Source organism: Microbacterium aureliae (assembly GCF_054780155.1).
Map to the genome: position 1 here is coordinate 777,255 of NZ_BAAGWW010000001.1, position 17,159 is coordinate 794,413.

Sequence of the window (17,159 nt, forward strand, 5' to 3'; positions counted from 1 at the left end):
TGTGGGCACTTGATCTCGTTCAATGGCTACCTCCTTCCTGTGTCACATAGGTCAATCCGGCGTGACCAGGAGGATGCAAAGCCTCAGAAGGAGAATTCCTCGTCGTCGGCGGCGAAGATCTCGGCCTGCTCGATGACCAGCTCGATCGCCTCAAGCTCCGCGTCGGGCGGGTAATCGTAGCGGACGAGGATGCGGCGGACGGCCGAGCGCATCTTGGCCCGCACGCTCTCCTTAACATCCCAGTCGATTGTCCAGTTGTCCCGAATGGTTCGAACCAGGTCGCGGGCGATCGCTTTCAGTGTCTCGTCACCCAGTCCGGTGACGGCCGACTCGTTCTGCGCGACGGCGTCGTAGAAGGCGATCTCGTCCTCGCGGAGGCCGAGGGCCGCATGCCGCTGCATGTCGTCACGCATCTGCTTGGCAAGCGTGACTAGTTCGGCAATGATCTGCGCCGAGGTGAGCGATCGGTTGTTGTACCGGTTGACCGCCTCGTCGAGCATCGCGGAGAACTTGCGCGTCTGTACGACATTGCTGCGTTTGATCGTCCGGATGCGGTCGTCGAGCAGGCGGCGGAGCAGTCCGATCTGCAGGTTCGGCTTGTCCTTGTCCGCCAGGCCGTCAAGGAATTCGTCCGAGAGGATCGACAGTTCGGGGGTCTCGACGCCGGCGAGCTGGTAGATGTCGATCACTTGGTCGCCCGACACGGCCTCATTGACGAGTTGCCCGATCGCCGTGTCGACATCGACAGCGCCAGATCCGCTGCGACCTGATCCGGGATCGAGGACCTTCAGAATCGCGGCGCGCACATCGATGAAGAGACGAACGTCGTCGCGGATGGCGGCGGCCTCGTCCCGCGCCCCGCAGAGCGCGAAGGCCTTGGCGAGGGCCAGCACCTGGTCGTTGTAACGTTTGGTTCGATCAGGATCGGCCATCACGAAGTCGAGTACCTTCGCGTACTGCGCGAGGCGGTCGGACGCCGGCAAGTCCGGGGATGAGTCGAACGTGACGCTGTGTACCAGCGCAGTCACGATGTCGTGCTTCTCCAGCATCACAGCGACCATCTCGTCGATCGGTACACCGGCCTGATCCCGGTCGGACGGCGAGTACACCTTGAGCGCCTCTTGCAGGCTGGCGTACACGCCGATCAGGTCGACGATGAGGCCGCCGGGCTTGTCGCGAAAGGTTCGGTTGACGCGGGCGATGGCCTGCATGAGCCCTGCACCCTGCATCGTCTTGTCGACGTACATCGTGTGCATGGCGGGCGCGTCGAAACCGGTGAGCCACATGTCGCGGACGATGACGAGTTCCAGTTCGTCGTCGGGGTTCTTCGCGCGGAGCTGGATCTCCTTGCGCGCTGCCTTGTCGTGCAGATGCGGCTGGAACTCCTGCGGGTCGGAAGCGGAACCAGTCATGACGACCTTGATCTTGCCCGTACGGTGGTCATCGGTCTGCCACTCGGGACGCAGCGCGACGATCTTCTCGTAGAGCTTGACCGCGATGCGGCGGCTCATTGCGACGATCATGCCCTTGCCGATGAGCGACTCGCGCCGCTTCTCCCAGTGCTCGACGATCTCACGGGCGACGAGATCGAGGCGTTCTTCCGCGCCAACTATCGCTTCGAGCCGAGCCCACCGCGACATAGCCGCCGACGCGGCGGTCTCTTCGACCTGCTCGGTGATCTCGTCTGCGAGGCGATCGAGTTCCCCGTAAGCGGAGACGCTTAGTCCGACCTTGACGAGCCGGGGCTCGTAGAAGATCTTGACCGTCGCACCGTCCTCGACCGCTCGAGTCAGGTCGTAGATGTCGATGTAGTCGCCGAACACGGCGCGGGTCGACTTGTCGGTGGTTTCGATGGGCGTGCCGGTGAACCCTAGGCAGGTGGCACCGGGGAGCGCGTCCCGCATGTGCTTCGCGAGCCCAGACTTTAGCCGACCCTCGGTATCAAGTGTCTCGCTGAACCCGTACTGCGAGCGATGGGCCTCGTCTGCGACGACGATGACGTTCCGCCGGTCGGTGAGCACGGGGTTGGTGTCGCCCCGCTCTTCGGGTGCGAACTTCTGAAGGGTCGTGAAGATGATCCCGCCGGATGCCCGGGTGAGCAGCTCGCGCAGGTGGGCACGGTTCTCCGCCTGCACGGGCTTCTCAGGCAGGATCGTGGCGGGTGAAAATGTCTCGCCGAAGAGCTGATCGTCGAGGTCGTTCCGGTCGGTGATGAAGACGAGCGTTGGGTTCTCCATCCGCGGATCATGCATGATCTTGGCGGCGAAGAAGACCATCTCGAAGCTCTTGCCCGACCCCTGGGTATGCCAGACGACACCGCCGCGCTTGTCGCCCGCGGGACTCGCCGCCTTGACGGTCGACTCGACGGCCGTGTTCACGGCCCAGTACTGGTGGTATTTCGCAACGCGCTTGATGAGCGATCGCATCGGCTGGCCGGTCGCCTGGTCGGTAACCGTCTCGTCGCTAAAGACGACGAAGTTCCGCAGGATGTCGAGGAACCGTTCGGGTTCGAAAACACCCCGGATGAGCACTTCGAGCGAGGGTCGGTCGGTAACGACATCCCGACCATCAATCGTCTTCCAGGGTGCGTAGTGCTCGAACGCGCCGGTGAAGGAACTCATCGCGGCGCTGGGAACGCCATCGGAGATGACAGTGACGGCGTTGAAGTCGAAGATCGGCGCGATGTCGTGCCGATATGTCTGGATCTGGTTCCAGGCGCCCTTCATGTCGGCGTTCTCGTCGGCGGCGTTCTTCAGCTCGAACAGCGCGAGCGGCATGCCGTTCACGAAGACCACGACATCGGGGCGGCGGTTCTTGCCGTCCTTGGTCACGGTGAACTGGTTGACCGCGACCCAGTCGTTCATTTCGGGCCTGTCGAAGTCGATCAGCTTCACACGAACAGTGCGCACGTGTCCGTCCGCCCCGCGATGCTCGACCGGCACACCACCGATGAGGAGCTGGTGGATGCGGTAGTTCTCGTCGATCGGGTTCTGCGACTCCGGGCGCAGGAGGCGCTTGATCGCCTGGTCGATCACGGTGTTCTCGATGTACGCGTTGAGCCCACGCACCGTCGGCAGCAGCCGGTCGATGAGGATGACGTCGGCAAACGAGTCGCGAAGCTGGGGCCCGTCGCCTCCAGGCGAGATTCTCGGCCCGTGGAGTGTCTGGTAGCCGAGGTCGGCGAGCCACTCCAGGGCGGCTTGCTCGACGACGGATTCGTTGAAGCTGCTCATGATCCCTTCTCGACCTGCGCATCATCGACCCAGCGGGCGAGCACGCTGAGCGCCGCGAGATACTCCAGCGCGGTCTGCTCGTCGATGTCCTTCGGGTCCTGGTGATTGAACGGGTTGCGGATGCCCGCGTAGATGCCTTCCGCCAGCGCCATCGCGCCGCGCTGCAGCGACCTGTACGTGTCGCTTCCGTCCGGCGGCCGCCGTCGCAGCCGTTCCTTCCCAGACACCGCGGCGTAAATGCTGAATGCCTGCTTGAACAGGTCGGTCTCACTCACGTCGCGGCGGCCAACCTTGTTCTGGGTCGCCGCGTTGACCTTCTTTGCCGCGTCCTCGACCGCAGAGCGGTAATGGCCCGACTGCCACAGAGACCGCGCGCCGCTCCAAACCCAAGGATGCAACTGGGCCGCAGAAATCGTGGGCGCACTATCACCGAGCCTCTCGCTCAGCTCGTCTTGACGTTTCAACGCAGCGATACCGCGGCTTGCACAATCGCGCAGATGCCCCCACGGCTCGAATTCGCGAAGCTTCGGTGACCGCTGATCGGCACGAGCCCGCCACCCGGGAAGGACTCTGTCGAGAATCTGCTCGACAACGTGCGCGCGCTCGGCAACAATCTCGTCTTCCTCTCGCTGGTACATCCCGCCTGTCCCGGCGGCATGGACGAATGCTTCGAGTTCCTGGATCGCCCATGCAATGTCGAGGGTGCTCACGCCGCCTCCTCAACGGAAAAACGAACCCGACCCGATACAAGTGCCGGAAGCAGCACATCACGGAGTGCAGCCAATCGATCGTTCTCGGTAGCGAGCAGGGCGGCACGGCGTTCTAAGGCGAGGAGGTCGTGCTCGAGGTCACCCATTCTCGTGTCGCTCGGAACGAGAACTTGGAAGTTTCCGAGGCGAGTCGGGCTGAGCTCAGTCTGTCCCGTGCTGCCCTCACCCAAGGCTTCGATATCGGGCTGAAGCGCGAGCAGCACGTACCCCAGCGTTACGGGTCCAACCTCTGCAGGGTCAGGCCTCACCACTGTGATGTGGCTATCGACGAAGATTGATCCCTCGTGCCATCGCGCAACCCGCCCAAGAGTGCCGACGCCCGTCGAGTTGACCAAGATGTCGCCACTCGACGCCTTCTTCGCAGGCGCCACCACCCTGTCCTGGGTTCGTCGTGCCAGCGCCAGCGACGCCCATCCGTCACGGATGCACTTCTGGTTGAGTACGAGTGGGGCGGCAAGATCATGGTCGGTGTACTTGGGTGTCATGCCGCGAGCAATGCTCGCAGTGACGGCATTGAGCGGACGTCGAACTCCACCGCTGGCAAGCGCTTCGGAGACGAGCGCTGCCCCCAGGCTTCGCAAGATTCTGCGCTGCCGTTGGTTCGATTCGATCTTGTCGTCGAGGGCTCCAAGGGTCGCAGCAATTGCCCGCTGCTCAGGGAGAGCCGGCAGGTTGATCTTGAACGACGCGAGCGAGTCGTGCTGTACACGCTGGCGGCCCGAGCTGCCGTTCATACTCGCGATGGCGTGATCGCGCACTGCCGGTGAGGTGAAAAGGTAGTACGCGTAGGTCGAGTCGGAGAGGCCATCCCGACCTCGGATGACAATGAACTCTGTCGAACCAAAAGCAGGACCGCTGTCTCCACTCGGTGCGCGGAAGATCGCTGTCTTGCCGTTCTCCAGGGACGGCGTAATGCGGGCCATGAGGACGTCCCCGTCGCGAAACTTCATCCCGCCGGTGTACGGCTTCGTAGTATTTGACACCACGTCTCTCGTGAACGGCTGAAGCGCGGCCATGTCCACGAACGGTGCTTCCGTGCCGCGAGGCAGGTAGACCGTCGGGTTGAGCAGGAACGCCTCACCAAGGGTCATGGTCGTCATAGGGCGATGGCCCCCAGACGGGAACGGACCTCATCCTCGAGTTCGTGCCCACGATCGAACTCGGCGAAGAGTTCGGTAGTGAGTCGCGCGACTTTGTCCGAGATCGGCTCGTCGTCCAATTCTGCTTCTTCAGTTCCGACGTACCGGCCGGGCGTGAGAACGAAACTGTGGCTCGCGATGTCGTCAATTGTCGCGACTTTCGCGAACCCGACGACATCCTCAAACCCACCGTCGTGGTTGCGCCATGCGTGGTAAGCGCCGGCGATCTGCTGGATGTCGTCGTCACTCAGCTCGCGGAGACGCCGGTTCACCATGGCGCCAAGCTTGCGCGCGTCGATGAACAGCACTTCACCCTTTCGTGCACGGTGCTGCGCGTTGCCCCCACGATCGCGGCTGACGAACCAAAGGCTGACCGGGATGCCGGTGTTGAGGAAGAGCTTGTCAGGCATCGCCACGATGCAGTCGACGAGGTCGGCCTCGATGAGCTTGCGACGAATCTCGCCCTCGCCACTTGTCTTCGAGCTGAGCGAGCCGTTCGCCAGAACGAAGCCGGCGGTCCCTCGCGGACTGAGGTGATGAATGAAGTGCTGCACCCACGCAAAATTCGCGTTGCCCTCGGGCGGAGTGCCGTACTTCCAGCGGGGATCGTCGGCGAGCTTCGCATTCCACCACTCGCTCACGTTGAACGGCGGGTTGGCGAGCACGAAGTCCGCGCGGAGGTCCGGGTGGAGGTCCTGGGTGAACGAGTCGGCCGACTTGTCCCCGAGGTCGGCGTCGATGCCGCGCAGGGCAAGGTTCATCTTCGCGAGCTTCCAGGTGGTCGCAGTGAACTCCTGCCCGTAAACGGAGATGTCATTGCGCTTGCCACCGTGCGCCTTCACGAACTCGGCCGACTGCACGAACATGCCGCCCGAGCCGCACGCCGGGTCGTAGACGCGGCCGTGGAACGGCTCCAGCATCTCGACAAGAGTCTTGACGACCGAGCGCGGCGTGTAGAACGCCCCTGCATCTTTGCCGGTCTCCTTGCCGGCGAACTGCCCGAGGAAGTACTCGTACACGCGGCCGAGCACGTCATCGGAGCCGTGGTCGTCAGTCTGGGTGAAGCCGATCGAGCCGATGATGTCGACCAGTTGGCCGAGGCGACCCTTGTCGAGGTCTTCACGGCCGTAGTTGCGCGGTAGCACCCCGCGGAGTTTCGGATTCTCGCGCTCGATGAGATCCATCGCATTGTCGATGGACTCGCCGATCTCGGGCTGCTTGGCGGATTTCTGGATGACCCCCCACCGCGCGGCAGCGGGAACCCAGAACACCGAGTGGCTCGTGTACTCGTCGCGGTCCTCGACGAGGCGCTCCGCCTGCTCGGGCTTGAGCCCGTCGGCGATTAGTTCGGCCTCGATCTCCTTTCGCCTGCCCTCGAACCGGTCGGAAATGTACTTGAGGAACACCAGGCCGAGCACGACGTGTTTGTACTCGCTCGGCTCCTGGTTTCCTCGTAGGGCGTCGGCGGCATCCCAGAGCTTCTGCTCCAGAGTCTTGGTCTCGGTCTTGCGTGCAACTCGTGCCATGCGGCGCCTCCCTTCTTGCCTCTTGTCGTTGCCTGTCGGCCCAACACCAAGACCAATCCGGCTTGGCGGGGTCGGTGTAAAGAGCGGCGCCTACTCGATCTTCGCGGCCTTGGCGCGGCGCTTCTTGACTGCCGCAGAGAGGATCGCGTGCTCCTCCTCGGTTGCCTGGTCGAAGAAGTTCTCGGGCCACTCCTCGATGCCGCCATACTCATTCTGCTGGACGAGGTCGTAGGTGGTCGCCCCGTTGACACGCTTGGCGAAGTAGATCCCAATCGTGTCCTGCAGGTTGTCCTTCTCGTCTTCGGCGACGCGCCGCCGCAGCCGCGAGATCAGGTACTCGCTATGTGTCTCGACGATCAGGTGCCGTCCGCTCTCCGCAATCGCCAGCAGGAAGTCAGCCAAACGCTGCTGCACCTTGGGGTTAAGGTGCAGCTCAGGCTGCTCGATGAGAAGAAGAGAGCCGACAGGGGCCTGAACACACATGACGATGACCGGCAACAGCTGACTGACACCAGTCCCGACGCTGGTCAGATCGAGGTCACCTTGCACGTCTGCCTGTCGCACCTGCATCTGGATGCCAAATCGACCCTGGTCGGAGACGGAGAAGCTCTCGCCAATGTCGAGGAACTTGGCCCAGCGGCTCACCGCCGTCATAAGTTGGATCGGGCGGCGCGGTGTCTTGATAACGCCGTCGTCATCAGGCGTTGGGACACCGACCTTCCGGTCGCCGTGCCGTTGGAGCACGGAGGCGGTGAACTCACCCTTCGAGCCGACATAAGTGTCGTCGCCCTCGGGCGAGTCGGGGTAGGCAGCACGGGGTTCTTCGCGGAGCGGCCCCAGGTACCGAATCCCTGCCTCGAGGAACGAGGACGCGAGATTCGACGCCCTACCGAGGTCGTCCAGGCGGTGAGGGAAGGGGACTTCTCCGGTGACCCCGCTCTTGGTGAGTTCGCTCACGATGGAATCACTGAAGGTCTCGGAGGACGCAATGTTTAGGTCGATCTTGGAGCGCGTCTCTGGAGCCTTTGAACTGAGTTCGAAGCGAACGGCGTCGGAGTACTCGATTTTGGCCTTGCTCGCGGACGCATGAATGCTAAGGAGGTCACGACTGACTTCCTCGATCGCGTCGACCACGGAGAAGAGGTCGTGCTCGATCTCCTCCCGCTCGTGAATGGAACGCCGCAGGAGCATGTCGCGCCACGTCTCGAAGAGAACCTCGGCCCTCGGGCGCATCACTGACGCGTCCTGCGGGAAGCCGCCCGTAACCAGGATGTCCACGATCTCAAGCAGATTCCCGTTAGCCCCGGAGAATTGTCCCGTGAAGTAGTGCGGGATCGAAACCGTGTCATCGTCGTCATCAAGTGGAATGAGGCTCTCGGCGTCGTCGTCGGCGATTGCGAGCACCCAAGCCCGGTCCAGACGTGGGCCAGTCCTCGGCAGCGTGCCACGGTCCTCGGGTTTCAGGTCGACGTTCAGACGTTCGATCTTGGCGATTCCCTTCTGCTGGGACGACTCGCCGAGTTTGACCTCCCACGACAGTGTCGCAAGCACTGGCGCTTGCTGCGCAGCCGTCGGAGGTCTGCTATCCCGGTACATGCCCCGTGGCGCCTGAATCTCGAAGTCGGCGCCAAGGATCAGCGGCTCATCGTCGCTTCCGGGTCCCCGATACTTCACCTCAGAGACCGTGCCGAGGCGGACGCCACGGCCATTGAGCGGGTACAGGTACCCAGTGGACCCGGATGCCTGACTCGCAGCTCGAATACTCTGGAGAAGCGTGCTCTTGCCGGCGCTGTTCGCACCGACGATCACGGTCAGCGGGCGAAGCTCAACCTCGGCGTTGCGCACGGACTTGAAGTTCTGCAAACGCCAGCGGCGAAGGGTGATACCTCGTCGCGTGGCGAAAACGCGGCGCTCGATAAGTGGATTACTCATGAGTAGACCTCTCGGTGCTGGGTGACGCGCACACTGGCGGAGACAAGGCTTACTTGAATGAGGCGTCCGTCGCGCGTGCGAGCGGCGCGCGCCTCGATCGGGCCCCTGACATCGGTGGATCGTCCGAGGAGCCAAAGCGCGGAATGTCCGGAGGCTGCTGTCGCCTCTACCTGGAGCTTATGCAAGTGTTCGAGACGAGGATGGGAGGGGAGGGGCGCAGCTGGTTCGTCGGTTGTGTCGGCCAGCTTCCAGAGCAGTCGGAGTGAATTGTAGAGGCCCACCGACCGATAGGCGGCCACGAGGTTGGCGTCCAGGGCAATGTCAACCAACCATCCGGGAACTCGCGCTGTGCCGCGCTCCACACGTTCGACCACTTCAACCACGAACTCCTCGAATGCGGCAATCTCCGTGTCTGTCGAGGGGGCCCGGAGCGCGCTCGGGTCGATAGATGTAACCGGCTCGCCGTCGATAAGTTCTCGGGTGCAGTCTGCAGTGAGCCGTTGCAGACGTTTCAGTTCCTCGAGCTTGAAGTTCCAGCGAGGGTCGCCGCGCCCGATTACGGGCGGGCCAGCAACCGGGCGATCGATGGCTTCTTCGGCGCGAAGCGCGATGAGCGTCGTCAGCAAGCTTGGTTCCACCCGGCCAACACGGCGATCAAGTTGAACGACCCAGGCGTAGCCGAAGATGTCGGACTCGGCGAGGAGGTCGTATGTGCGGCCGATCTCGTTTCCCGAGAGGAGGAGGTCCGTGCTCGAGCCGAATTCGATGTCGGGGCTCAAGAGCGTCACCGTTAGCGACTGGGTCGCGTCGTCGAAGTCAGTAACAAGGACCAATGCGGACGGCGTATCGCGGTCCATCGCCACTGCGCGGTAGATGCCGCCGATCTCGATGCCGTTCATGCTGCACCTCCTCCTGCCTTGATGATCACGAGTGTCTGAAGACGTCCGAACACATACCCAACGACCTCCTCACTCTGCGAGGTGAGTTCGTCGCGAACCTTGGAGTATGCGGACTCCTTGTACTTCGCTGCTGTGGGACGGCTCACGCCGAGGCGGCGTGCGATGTCACCGTCAGAGTCTCCGACCCACTTGCCCGCGAGCAGCGTGGCTTCCTCGTGGGTCAGCGTCGTGATCAGTCGTTCAGTGATTTCGTTTGCCATTGTCAGATCGCTTGGGTCGAGTTCGCCGGACCGGTCTTGAGTCCCGGCGTCATCGGTAACAAACTCTGCTGTTGAGAAGACTGTCAACGACTCGTCAAGAATTTTCCTGAGATCGAGTTCCTCGACCTCGCCAACGGCTGTGCAAACGAGGCTCAGTGCGCCTGAAAGCGTCTCTGTCGTCCAGATCGCGCTAGCACGCTCCGTTCCGTTGCCAGGAAGCCGCGGCAGCGCCGCAAGCGACGCGGTGAGTCGCCGCGAGTACGGCGAGGCCTCCGCCGTCGAGCCGGCAAGACGCCAGGACCGTGGCTTCTTTCCGACCTGCTCAAACGGCGGCGCGCTGAGGACTTCGAGAGCACGGTCGAAAAGGTTGTCGACTGCAGTCCGTTGGCGACGGTCGATCAGGGTCATTCTCACTTGGCGGTAAATCAGGGCGCGGGCATGGCCGAAGTCGTTCGCCACGTCGCAGATGTAGTCGGCCTGACCTTTGGCCAGCATGCGTTCTACGACATCCTGAATGAGGTCGTCGATGGCGTCGTTGTCCCAGGATGCGGAGCGCGCGTAGATGGAAGGGCTGTAGCGACGAGCAAGGCGGGGGGCCGCGGTCTGGATCTCTTTGAGCCAGAGCGGACCGATACCGTCACGCTCGTGTTCCTCGATCAGCGCGCGGAGATCGCCGGAACTCACATCGCCAGGGTCGACCTCCTCGTCGAGATCAGCCTGGGGATCACCGAGGACTACTTCGTCTGCCATCGCGCCGTCTTGACTGCGTCGACAGTGCTCTGATCGTCCTCGTTGCATAGCCGGTGCGACTCATCGAGGGCGTCCTTCGGAACCGGGAGAGGTCGAGAGACAACGATGTTGCCGTCCTCACTGAGCCAGCATCTCGGCCAGTCGTGCCGGTGACTATGCGCGGGGTTGGGAACCTCCACGCGGTAGTTCTTCGACGTGCGGGCGAAGACGTACGCGATCGCGCCCGAACCTGGCCAGTGGCGGAGGATGACAGGTCGCTTGTCGTTGGGCTTCTGCGGCGCGAACCCGACAATCTTCTCTGCCTGCTCGAACCAAGCTTCGCCCTCTGGCGGCCCCATGTTGAGAAGTGCCGCAAGGTCCGCGAGACCGATCCCCACTGTTATCCCCCGTCACCGAAGCAGAGCTCGGCCGTCCTGCGCCGATGCGACTGCGATCAGATTAGCCAGTCCGCGACGTTTGGCGTGATGCAGGGCTTGAAGAGCACGGCGTGGGCGGGCCGCTCCTGCCTGTTGCCATGCCAATGGCTCGACGGAACCGTGTCGTTCGCGTGCCGCCCCTCCAGCACATCGCCGCCCACCGGTCCGACCTGGAAGTGCCCATGCGCGCCGGCCCCCAATCTGCTCCGCTGCTCGGTCTTTCACGCGAAAGTCCTCCAGGGTATAGCAGGCGACACCGCGGGGCGGCGAGGTCTTGTCGCCGATATCCCCCAGCGGCCAGACGTCACACCCACGACGCCGCCTTGCGATGCTCACCAATAACGCTACCGAGCGGAGAGCCAGATCATTGGCGAACGCGCTGGCACTTGGCGGCCCATCCCGCCGGCACTGTCCGGGCTCGCGCCGCGCACTGCGCCCCGCGGATCTTCATCCTCCCTAAGCCAGGCGATGATGCGGCTCTCTCCTTTGGGTTTGACGCGAGCTGACTGCGTCTCACGAAGTTTCCCAAGCCGAGAGACGTGTCCTTCGCCGCTGGCGACTTGATCGGGCATCGATCCGAATGGTCGACAGACGCCTTGGTCTCGCACCCCTAGAAAGCATTGGCGGCGACCCGATCAACGCTTCGAGCGGAAGACTTCATCTCCGAAGGCGCGAACGAAATAGTGCACGAGCTCCCGAGCGGTCTCTCGGTCGAACTGGTAGGTCTGCGTGACGTGACGTTTTCCATTCGATACCGAGTCGGTCGACCCAAATGATGCGAGCTGCACCAGATAGGAGCCCTCTCCATCGTCGACAAGTTGGGCTGAGCATACAACTCGAGTGGGATGCACGCGCGAGGCGAGATCGCCCGGTTCGATTCGCTCTACTCGTGCCATCAGTCTCCAATCTTTAGGTCACGCCTGGGCGCGCCAGCTTTCCGTCTTGGCCTCCATCACGGACGCTCATCGGCGTCCCCAACGATCTCGTCGATGTCCGGATTCTCCTCGTCGTCCCCGAGGCTCGCTAGGTAGTCAGCACGCACGTCCGTCAGTCGACGATCTGTGCCCGCAATACCCCAGAACCACCACCCGTTGACGGCACCCTTACCTGAATAGGCGACTCCGGCGGCAGCCGAGGGCGTGTCGTACGCCGTGTCGCCGATGTGCAGACGCCCGTCCTTCGATACCACGGCGGTCATTCCAGCGCGGGCCTGCTGTCGGGGGACGAGCTCAGTTCCGGTCGTCAACCACCCAGCATCCACGAGCTGTGCGATATCGACGCTTGCCCGTGTGACGGGCGGCGGGGGCGGGACCTCCATTCCCACGTGGCCGGGCGGCGCTGGCCACACCGTGAGGATCTGCTCAATCATCTGCTTGGTACGCGCAGCGATCGCCCGCTCGTCCCACGCGCGGTCAGCTGCTAGCGCCAACGCTTGCTTCGTGATGAGCACGTCATCCGATGCTAAGAAGTGGGCACGCTTTTGCTCCCACGCTCCGTTCGAGACACGACTGTTGAGGGCCTGAGTGACGATCGTAAGATTGCCAAGTTGCTGCACTCGCCGGTCACGGTCGCGCTCTTCGTCCTCACTCAGCTCGGCTGCCCAATGGGCTCGCCACTTCTGTGGCATGAGATGCTCGATGGTCGCCTTGTTGCGGACGATCGGCCCCATCGCGAGCGGGTTGGCGCCGGGGAAGCCACGCTTGGCGTCTTCTAGCGCCTCCAAGACCATTCGCACTCGACTGCGCCGATATTGGCCGTAGATGTTCGCATCAGAGAGCGCCACTCGCACCTCGTCATCACCCGGCCAGTACCCGACTGCGGTGTGGTTCGAAACAAGAAAATGCTCGACAGCGTCAGCGAGTTGGTTCTTGGGTCGACGGCTGATCAGCCGCAGCATGTCGACGAGGAACCTATTGGATCCCTGCGAGGGCGCCTTGACGAGCGCTCGACGTACGAACCAGCTCTCGAGGAGCTCGAGGATGCGCGAGCGGTCCGCATCCGAAACGTCAGCCTGTTCTGGCTCATCCAGCCAGATCAAGAGTGGACGGCTGATCTCCGAATCGAGTGTTCCGACGCGATAGCTGAAAAGCTGCGCCCGATCGAGAGGGCCATTCGGATTCTCGGACCCCTCGATGATCGCTCGGTACCTATCCGCGGCCATCTTGATCTGCGGAAGGAGCGCTGCCACGTCCTTCTCGACCGTGTTGACGTAATGCTTGAACTGAGTGAAAACCTCGCGAATGGGGAAGTCTGTCAGCGTGCGCGCGGTGAGCCATTGCCAGAGGAACAGCGAAGCCCGCGGGTTCTTGATGCGACCCGACGTGACCTCGGTCTCCCACCAAGGTGTCTCGAAGTCGGCCCAATAGGCGAGGTAATCCCTTTCGGCCCCGGCAGCGTCGACCTGCTGGAAGATGAAGTTCTTGATGAGGTCGGCGGCCGATAAGGGTGTGCCGCGCGCGTTCAGGGTCTCGAAGATCGCCTGAGCGTCCTCATTGGAATCCAGGCGGATGCTAGCAATTTCCAGCCGGCCGGTGACGGCACCAACCAGAAGCGATGCTTTCTGCTCGGCGTCATCTTGCCCGAGCCACATATCGATCGCCTCGGAGAAGTAGTGGTGGGCGTCGCGCAGACGGGATGCCGGAAGCGTGGAATAGGAGATCGGCGACGGTGCCGACATGACAGCGCCAAACGATGCCCGGTCGCGGTTGGTCGGCCAGAGCTTGAAGCGATCCTCTTCCGCCTTCCGAAAGCTCTTCGGATTCTCGACGAGCGGGAGAATTTGGTCTGCATAGTCGCCTAAACCACGCCGTTCCAACTGCGCGTGAAGAGCATCAAGCAGCAGCTGAAGAGTGGTCAGGCGCTGCTGTCCATCGATGATGTTCCAGGTCGGCAAAGCACCAAGCCGAGAGGGGACCTGCTGGATCACGATCGCGCCGAGAAAGTGGGTCGCATCCTGATTGTGACCCTCAATAACGTCGATCAGGCGAGCTATATCTTCCCAGAGCGGCTCCCACTGCTCCTGCTGCGACCACACGTATGGGCGCTGAAACAATGGGACCATCAGCCGCGTTGGGTTGTAGAACACGTCCTGCGGCTTCACGACCTCGGTCTTCACTCGAGGGGCTCCTTTGAGAGTGATGCGATGTCAGGCGGAGATGTTTGCGCCAACCGGCGCTCGGTCAGACTATCGAGATTGACGACGCTTGAGATCAGGGCTAACCGTCGTGGGCGCCAGCTCGAACTGTCATCGATCGAGGCGCGTGAAGACCCATGTCGGCCGGAGTCGTTCGAACCTGCCGTGGCGAGCCGCCACGACTCCACTCTGGGACATTCCCTCGACATCCAGCAAAGTCAGCGATTGGGCCGGGCGTAGTGCTCGACGACGAACGCTGCTAAGCGACGCGCCAGCGCGGAGTCTGCAAGGAGTGAGCGGCGAGAACGGTAGCTGGGCGCGATCGCTAGACTCTCGGCGTCGGAGGGAGGTGATCTACTCCCCCACCAACGACACTTCGCGACGTTCGCCAGCCTTGCCCTGCATCCCGTCTCAGCGACGTTGACGCAGTCGTTTCGATGTCCGACACTGGCCCGATACTGACCATCGAGCCGGCGTGAGCGGAGGTCGAGATGGGCACCATCACCCCGTACGAAACGGCGAAGGGCCGCCGCTACCGCGTGCGCTATCGCAAGCCAGATCACACCGAGACGCAGAAGCGCGGCTTCACGACGATGCGTGAAGCGCAGCTCTATCTCTCCATGGTCACGTTGTCCAAGTCGAAGGGCGAGTACATCGACCCGTCGTCTTCGCGGGTTCCGGTGCGGATGTTCGCCGACAGTTGGCTGCGTTCGAAGCAGCCGCCGATGTCGAAGCCGTCTTACTACACGACACTCGAGCAGTCGTGGCGAAATCACGTCGCTCCGATGTGGGCAGACAGGGAGATCTGGTCGATCCGGCGATCCGAAGTCCAGGATTGGGTGTCAGAGCTCGCAACGCAGAAGTCGCGCACGGTCGTTCTTCGCGCACTGGGAGTCCTTGCCGGCATCCTCGATGTCGCCATCGACGATCGACGCCTGACGAACAACCCGGCTCGCCACATTCGCAACCTCCCTCGCAACGGTCCGGGCAAGCGCCGCGTCTACCTCTCGCACGACCAGGTAGCGACGCTGGCCGCGTGCTCGGCGCATCCGACGATGGTCCTCACGCTGGCGTACACAGGCCTGCGCTGGGGCGAGGCGACGGGATTGCGCGTGCGCAGCGTGAACCGGCTACGTCGCCGCTTCGTCATCGAGGAGAACGCGGTCATGATTGCCTACGAGATCCACGTCGGCACGCCCAAGACGCACGAGCGGCGCTCGGTCCCTTACCCGCCGCGGCTCGCTCCGATGATCGAGGAGGCCTGCGCAGGCAAGGGTCCGGAAGGGCTGCTCTTCGGCGACGGGGTCAATCACATGCGCAACTCGGGCAGCCAAGGCTGGTTCGCGAATGCGGTGAAGCGCGCGCAGGCGGTCGATCCGTCGATTCCGCGGCTGACGCCGCACGACCTCCGGCATACCGCCGCATCGCTCGCGATCAGCTCGGGCGCGAATGTGAAGGCCGTGCAGCGGATGCTCGGGCATGCCTCGGCAGCGATGACTCTCGACACCTACGCCGATCTCTTCGACGACGATTTGGATGCCGTCGCGCAGCGGCTGAATGACGCTATGCCGCTCGTCGCCCTGCCGGCGGGTCCGCAGATCCGCTATGCCCGGCCGCAGCGGCCATAGAGCACATTGCTCAGTTTTCGAGCGAGGCACATCGCGCCCGAGCCGCTCGATTTTGGCGCTCTGAGACGTCAAACGACGCTCCACGAAGGGCGTTGTTGGCGCCTCGAATCTGCTCCCGGAGTTCGAGAATGCGGCCAAAAAGCGGCCAAGAACGGGTGCTCACTCGGTCGGCCTGGAGAGAAATTCCTGGTCAGAAGCGAAAAAGCCCGGTGCCCCTGGAGGGACTCGAACCCCCAACCCTCTCCTTAGGACGGAGCTGCTCTTCCATTGAGCTACAGAGGCCGGCGGCATCAGTCTACCGACGGCCGACGCTTCGCCCGTCGACCCAACGCTTCATCGTGGGGGCCCGCTCAACCGCGGATCAGCAGCTACGAGAACGCCAGGTACCGCGCCGTCGTACCGCGAAAACCGCCCGCCGCAGCGCGGAAGGACAAGCTCGAGGGCGACGCCACACCCGGCGGCTTCTGAACGAGCCGGCGGTGCACGATGCCACGCTCTCCGCGGGGTCGGAACAGTTCCCCCGTTCGCGCCCACGCCCGGGCGCTTGCAGCCGCTGCCATCGCGCGCCGGCTCTGCGCCTCGCGGACTCCCCCGAGGGGCGGCAGCGTCGGGATGGCGAACGGCTTGCGGTTACGCGGCGTCAGCATGGCTCTGACAGTCAATACAGGCGGCCGCATACGGCAGCGCCTCCAGCCGGGCCGGGGCGATCGGGCGGCCGCAGCGGGTGCACCAGCCGTAGGTGCCGCGCGTGATGCGGTTGAGCGCCGCGGTGATCTGCTCGATCGCGGCGCGGTGGGCGAGGGCTGTCTGGTACGCGATCGGATCGACCGCCGGAAGGGCGTAGGGCTTCAGCGCTTCGGCCGCAGCAAGTCGCTCCTCGAGCTGACGCTCGAGTGACCGCTGCACCTGTGCGAGCGAGTCGGTGTCGGGGGTGGTGATGGACATGGTTCCTCCGGAAAAAGAGAAACGCGCCGCAGATGCGACGCGCTGGGTGGGTGTGAAGTCCCGCTTCTACAGGAAGCGGTTCACGGGGGCGCGGCGCGTGAGGTGGGGGTCAGAAAGACACCACCCATCACGTAGCGCCGGGGCGGGAGCACCTCGTGTCGGGCACCCGCGATGTCGGCCGCAGCGGTCACCACGGACGCGTCGAAAAGACGCGCGACGCGGAAACGACGGACCAATTCGGACATGGCCATCACCATAGCCCGCTTTACAGAAAAGGCAAGTCGACGAGACTTCTCTGCCTTTTCCGTCACGAATTGACTTTCCCCTGGACCGGGCTATGGTCAGGGGTTCACCCGCCAGCCAACGAGGGGAAGCGAGTCGTCATGGCAAGAAAGTCACCTACCGCGCGCGACGGAAAAAAGGTCGCGCAGTCCACGCTCAAAGAAAAGCGCGCCGAAAAGCGCGCGAGCGCGGAAAATCGAGCGTTCATCAAGCCGCGCAAGGGCGCGTCCGGCTGACGAACGACGC

Annotated in this window: 11 protein-coding genes and 1 tRNA gene; 2 read left to right on the forward strand and 10 right to left on the reverse strand. The window is 63.2% G+C overall.

Annotated features, from left to right (window positions below; all coding sequences use genetic code 11):
* Positions 1-83: 83 nt before the first annotated feature.
* From ACYVF4_RS03755 to ACYVF4_RS03790, 8 genes are all read right to left on the reverse strand, one after another.
* Positions 84-3,233: a type I restriction endonuclease subunit R gene (locus ACYVF4_RS03755; RefSeq protein ID WP_460719859.1), complete on the reverse strand. Its 3,150-nt coding sequence runs from the start codon at positions 3,231-3,233 to the stop codon at positions 84-86.
* Complete coding sequence (locus ACYVF4_RS03760; protein ID WP_460719861.1) at positions 3,230-3,943, reverse strand: TIGR02391 family protein; 714 nt, start codon at positions 3,941-3,943, stop codon at positions 3,230-3,232. Before ACYVF4_RS03760 ends, ACYVF4_RS03755 begins: the two co-directional genes overlap by 4 nt.
* Complete coding sequence (locus ACYVF4_RS03765; protein WP_460719863.1) at positions 3,940-5,103, reverse strand: restriction endonuclease subunit S; 1,164 nt, start codon at positions 5,101-5,103, stop codon at positions 3,940-3,942. The genes ACYVF4_RS03760 and ACYVF4_RS03765 overlap by 4 nt, the downstream gene beginning before the upstream one ends.
* Positions 5,100-6,668, reverse strand: coding sequence for a class I SAM-dependent DNA methyltransferase (locus ACYVF4_RS03770; protein ID WP_460719865.1), 1,569 nt, complete (start codon positions 6,666-6,668; stop codon positions 5,100-5,102). Before ACYVF4_RS03770 ends, ACYVF4_RS03765 begins: the two co-directional genes overlap by 4 nt.
* 90 nt (positions 6,669-6,758) lie before the next feature.
* A complete protein-coding gene (locus ACYVF4_RS03775) occupies positions 6,759-8,600 on the reverse strand; it encodes an AAA family ATPase (RefSeq protein ID WP_460719867.1) in 1,842 nt (613 codons plus the stop codon).
* Complete coding sequence (locus tag ACYVF4_RS03780) at positions 8,597-9,499, reverse strand: hypothetical protein (RefSeq protein WP_460719869.1); 903 nt, start codon at positions 9,497-9,499, stop codon at positions 8,597-8,599. Before ACYVF4_RS03780 ends, ACYVF4_RS03775 begins: the two co-directional genes overlap by 4 nt.
* A complete protein-coding gene (locus ACYVF4_RS03785; protein WP_460719871.1) occupies positions 9,496-10,509 on the reverse strand; it encodes a hypothetical protein in 1,014 nt (337 codons plus the stop codon). Before ACYVF4_RS03785 ends, ACYVF4_RS03780 begins: the two co-directional genes overlap by 4 nt.
* Before the next feature lie 1,368 nt (positions 10,510-11,877).
* On the reverse strand, positions 11,878-14,040 hold the full coding sequence (locus ACYVF4_RS03790) for a GmrSD restriction endonuclease domain-containing protein (protein ID WP_460719873.1): 2,163 nt from the start codon (positions 14,038-14,040) through the stop codon (positions 11,878-11,880).
* 509 nt (positions 14,041-14,549) lie between these two features.
* Between ACYVF4_RS03790 and ACYVF4_RS03795 the strand changes: the two genes are divergently transcribed.
* Positions 14,550-15,686: a tyrosine-type recombinase/integrase gene (locus ACYVF4_RS03795; RefSeq protein ID WP_460719875.1), complete on the forward strand. Its 1,137-nt coding sequence runs from the start codon at positions 14,550-14,552 to the stop codon at positions 15,684-15,686.
* 210 nt (positions 15,687-15,896) lie between these two features.
* Here ACYVF4_RS03795 and ACYVF4_RS03800 read toward each other — a convergent pair.
* Positions 15,897-15,968, reverse strand: a tRNA-Arg gene (locus tag ACYVF4_RS03800).
* Positions 15,969-16,316: 348 nt separating this feature from the next.
* Positions 16,317-16,631, reverse strand: a complete 315-nt coding sequence (locus ACYVF4_RS03805) for a TraR/DksA family transcriptional regulator (protein WP_460719877.1) — start codon at positions 16,629-16,631, stop codon at positions 16,317-16,319.
* A 155-nt stretch (positions 16,632-16,786) separates the two neighbouring features.
* Between ACYVF4_RS03805 and ACYVF4_RS03810 the strand changes: the two genes are divergently transcribed.
* Positions 16,787-17,149 carry a hypothetical protein gene (locus tag ACYVF4_RS03810; RefSeq protein ID WP_460719879.1) on the forward strand — a complete coding sequence of 121 codons (363 nt, stop codon included), beginning with the start codon at positions 16,787-16,789 and terminating at the stop codon, positions 17,147-17,149.
* Positions 17,150-17,159: the final 10 nt, after the last annotated feature.

Coding starts and splice junctions, on each gene's coding strand:
- ACYVF4_RS03770 (WP_460719865.1), bottom strand. CDS start 6,668: ATGGCACGAGTTGCACGCAAGACCGAGACCAAGACTCTGGAGCAGAAG.
- ACYVF4_RS03775 (WP_460719867.1), bottom strand. CDS start 8,600: ATGAGTAATCCACTTATCGAGCGCCGCGTTTTCGCCACGCGACGAGGT.
- ACYVF4_RS03780 (WP_460719869.1), bottom strand. CDS start 9,499: ATGAACGGCATCGAGATCGGCGGCATCTACCGCGCAGTGGCGATGGAC.
- ACYVF4_RS03765 (WP_460719863.1), bottom strand. CDS start 5,103: ATGACGACCATGACCCTTGGTGAGGCGTTCCTGCTCAACCCGACGGTC.
- ACYVF4_RS03795 (WP_460719875.1), top strand. CDS start 14,550: ATGGGCACCATCACCCCGTACGAAACGGCGAAGGGCCGCCGCTACCGC.
- ACYVF4_RS03785 (WP_460719871.1), bottom strand. CDS start 10,509: ATGGCAGACGAAGTAGTCCTCGGTGATCCCCAGGCTGATCTCGACGAG.
- ACYVF4_RS03755 (WP_460719859.1), bottom strand. CDS start 3,233: ATGAGCAGCTTCAACGAATCCGTCGTCGAGCAAGCCGCCCTGGAGTGG.
- ACYVF4_RS03805 (WP_460719877.1), bottom strand. CDS start 16,631: ATGTCCATCACCACCCCCGACACCGACTCGCTCGCACAGGTGCAGCGG.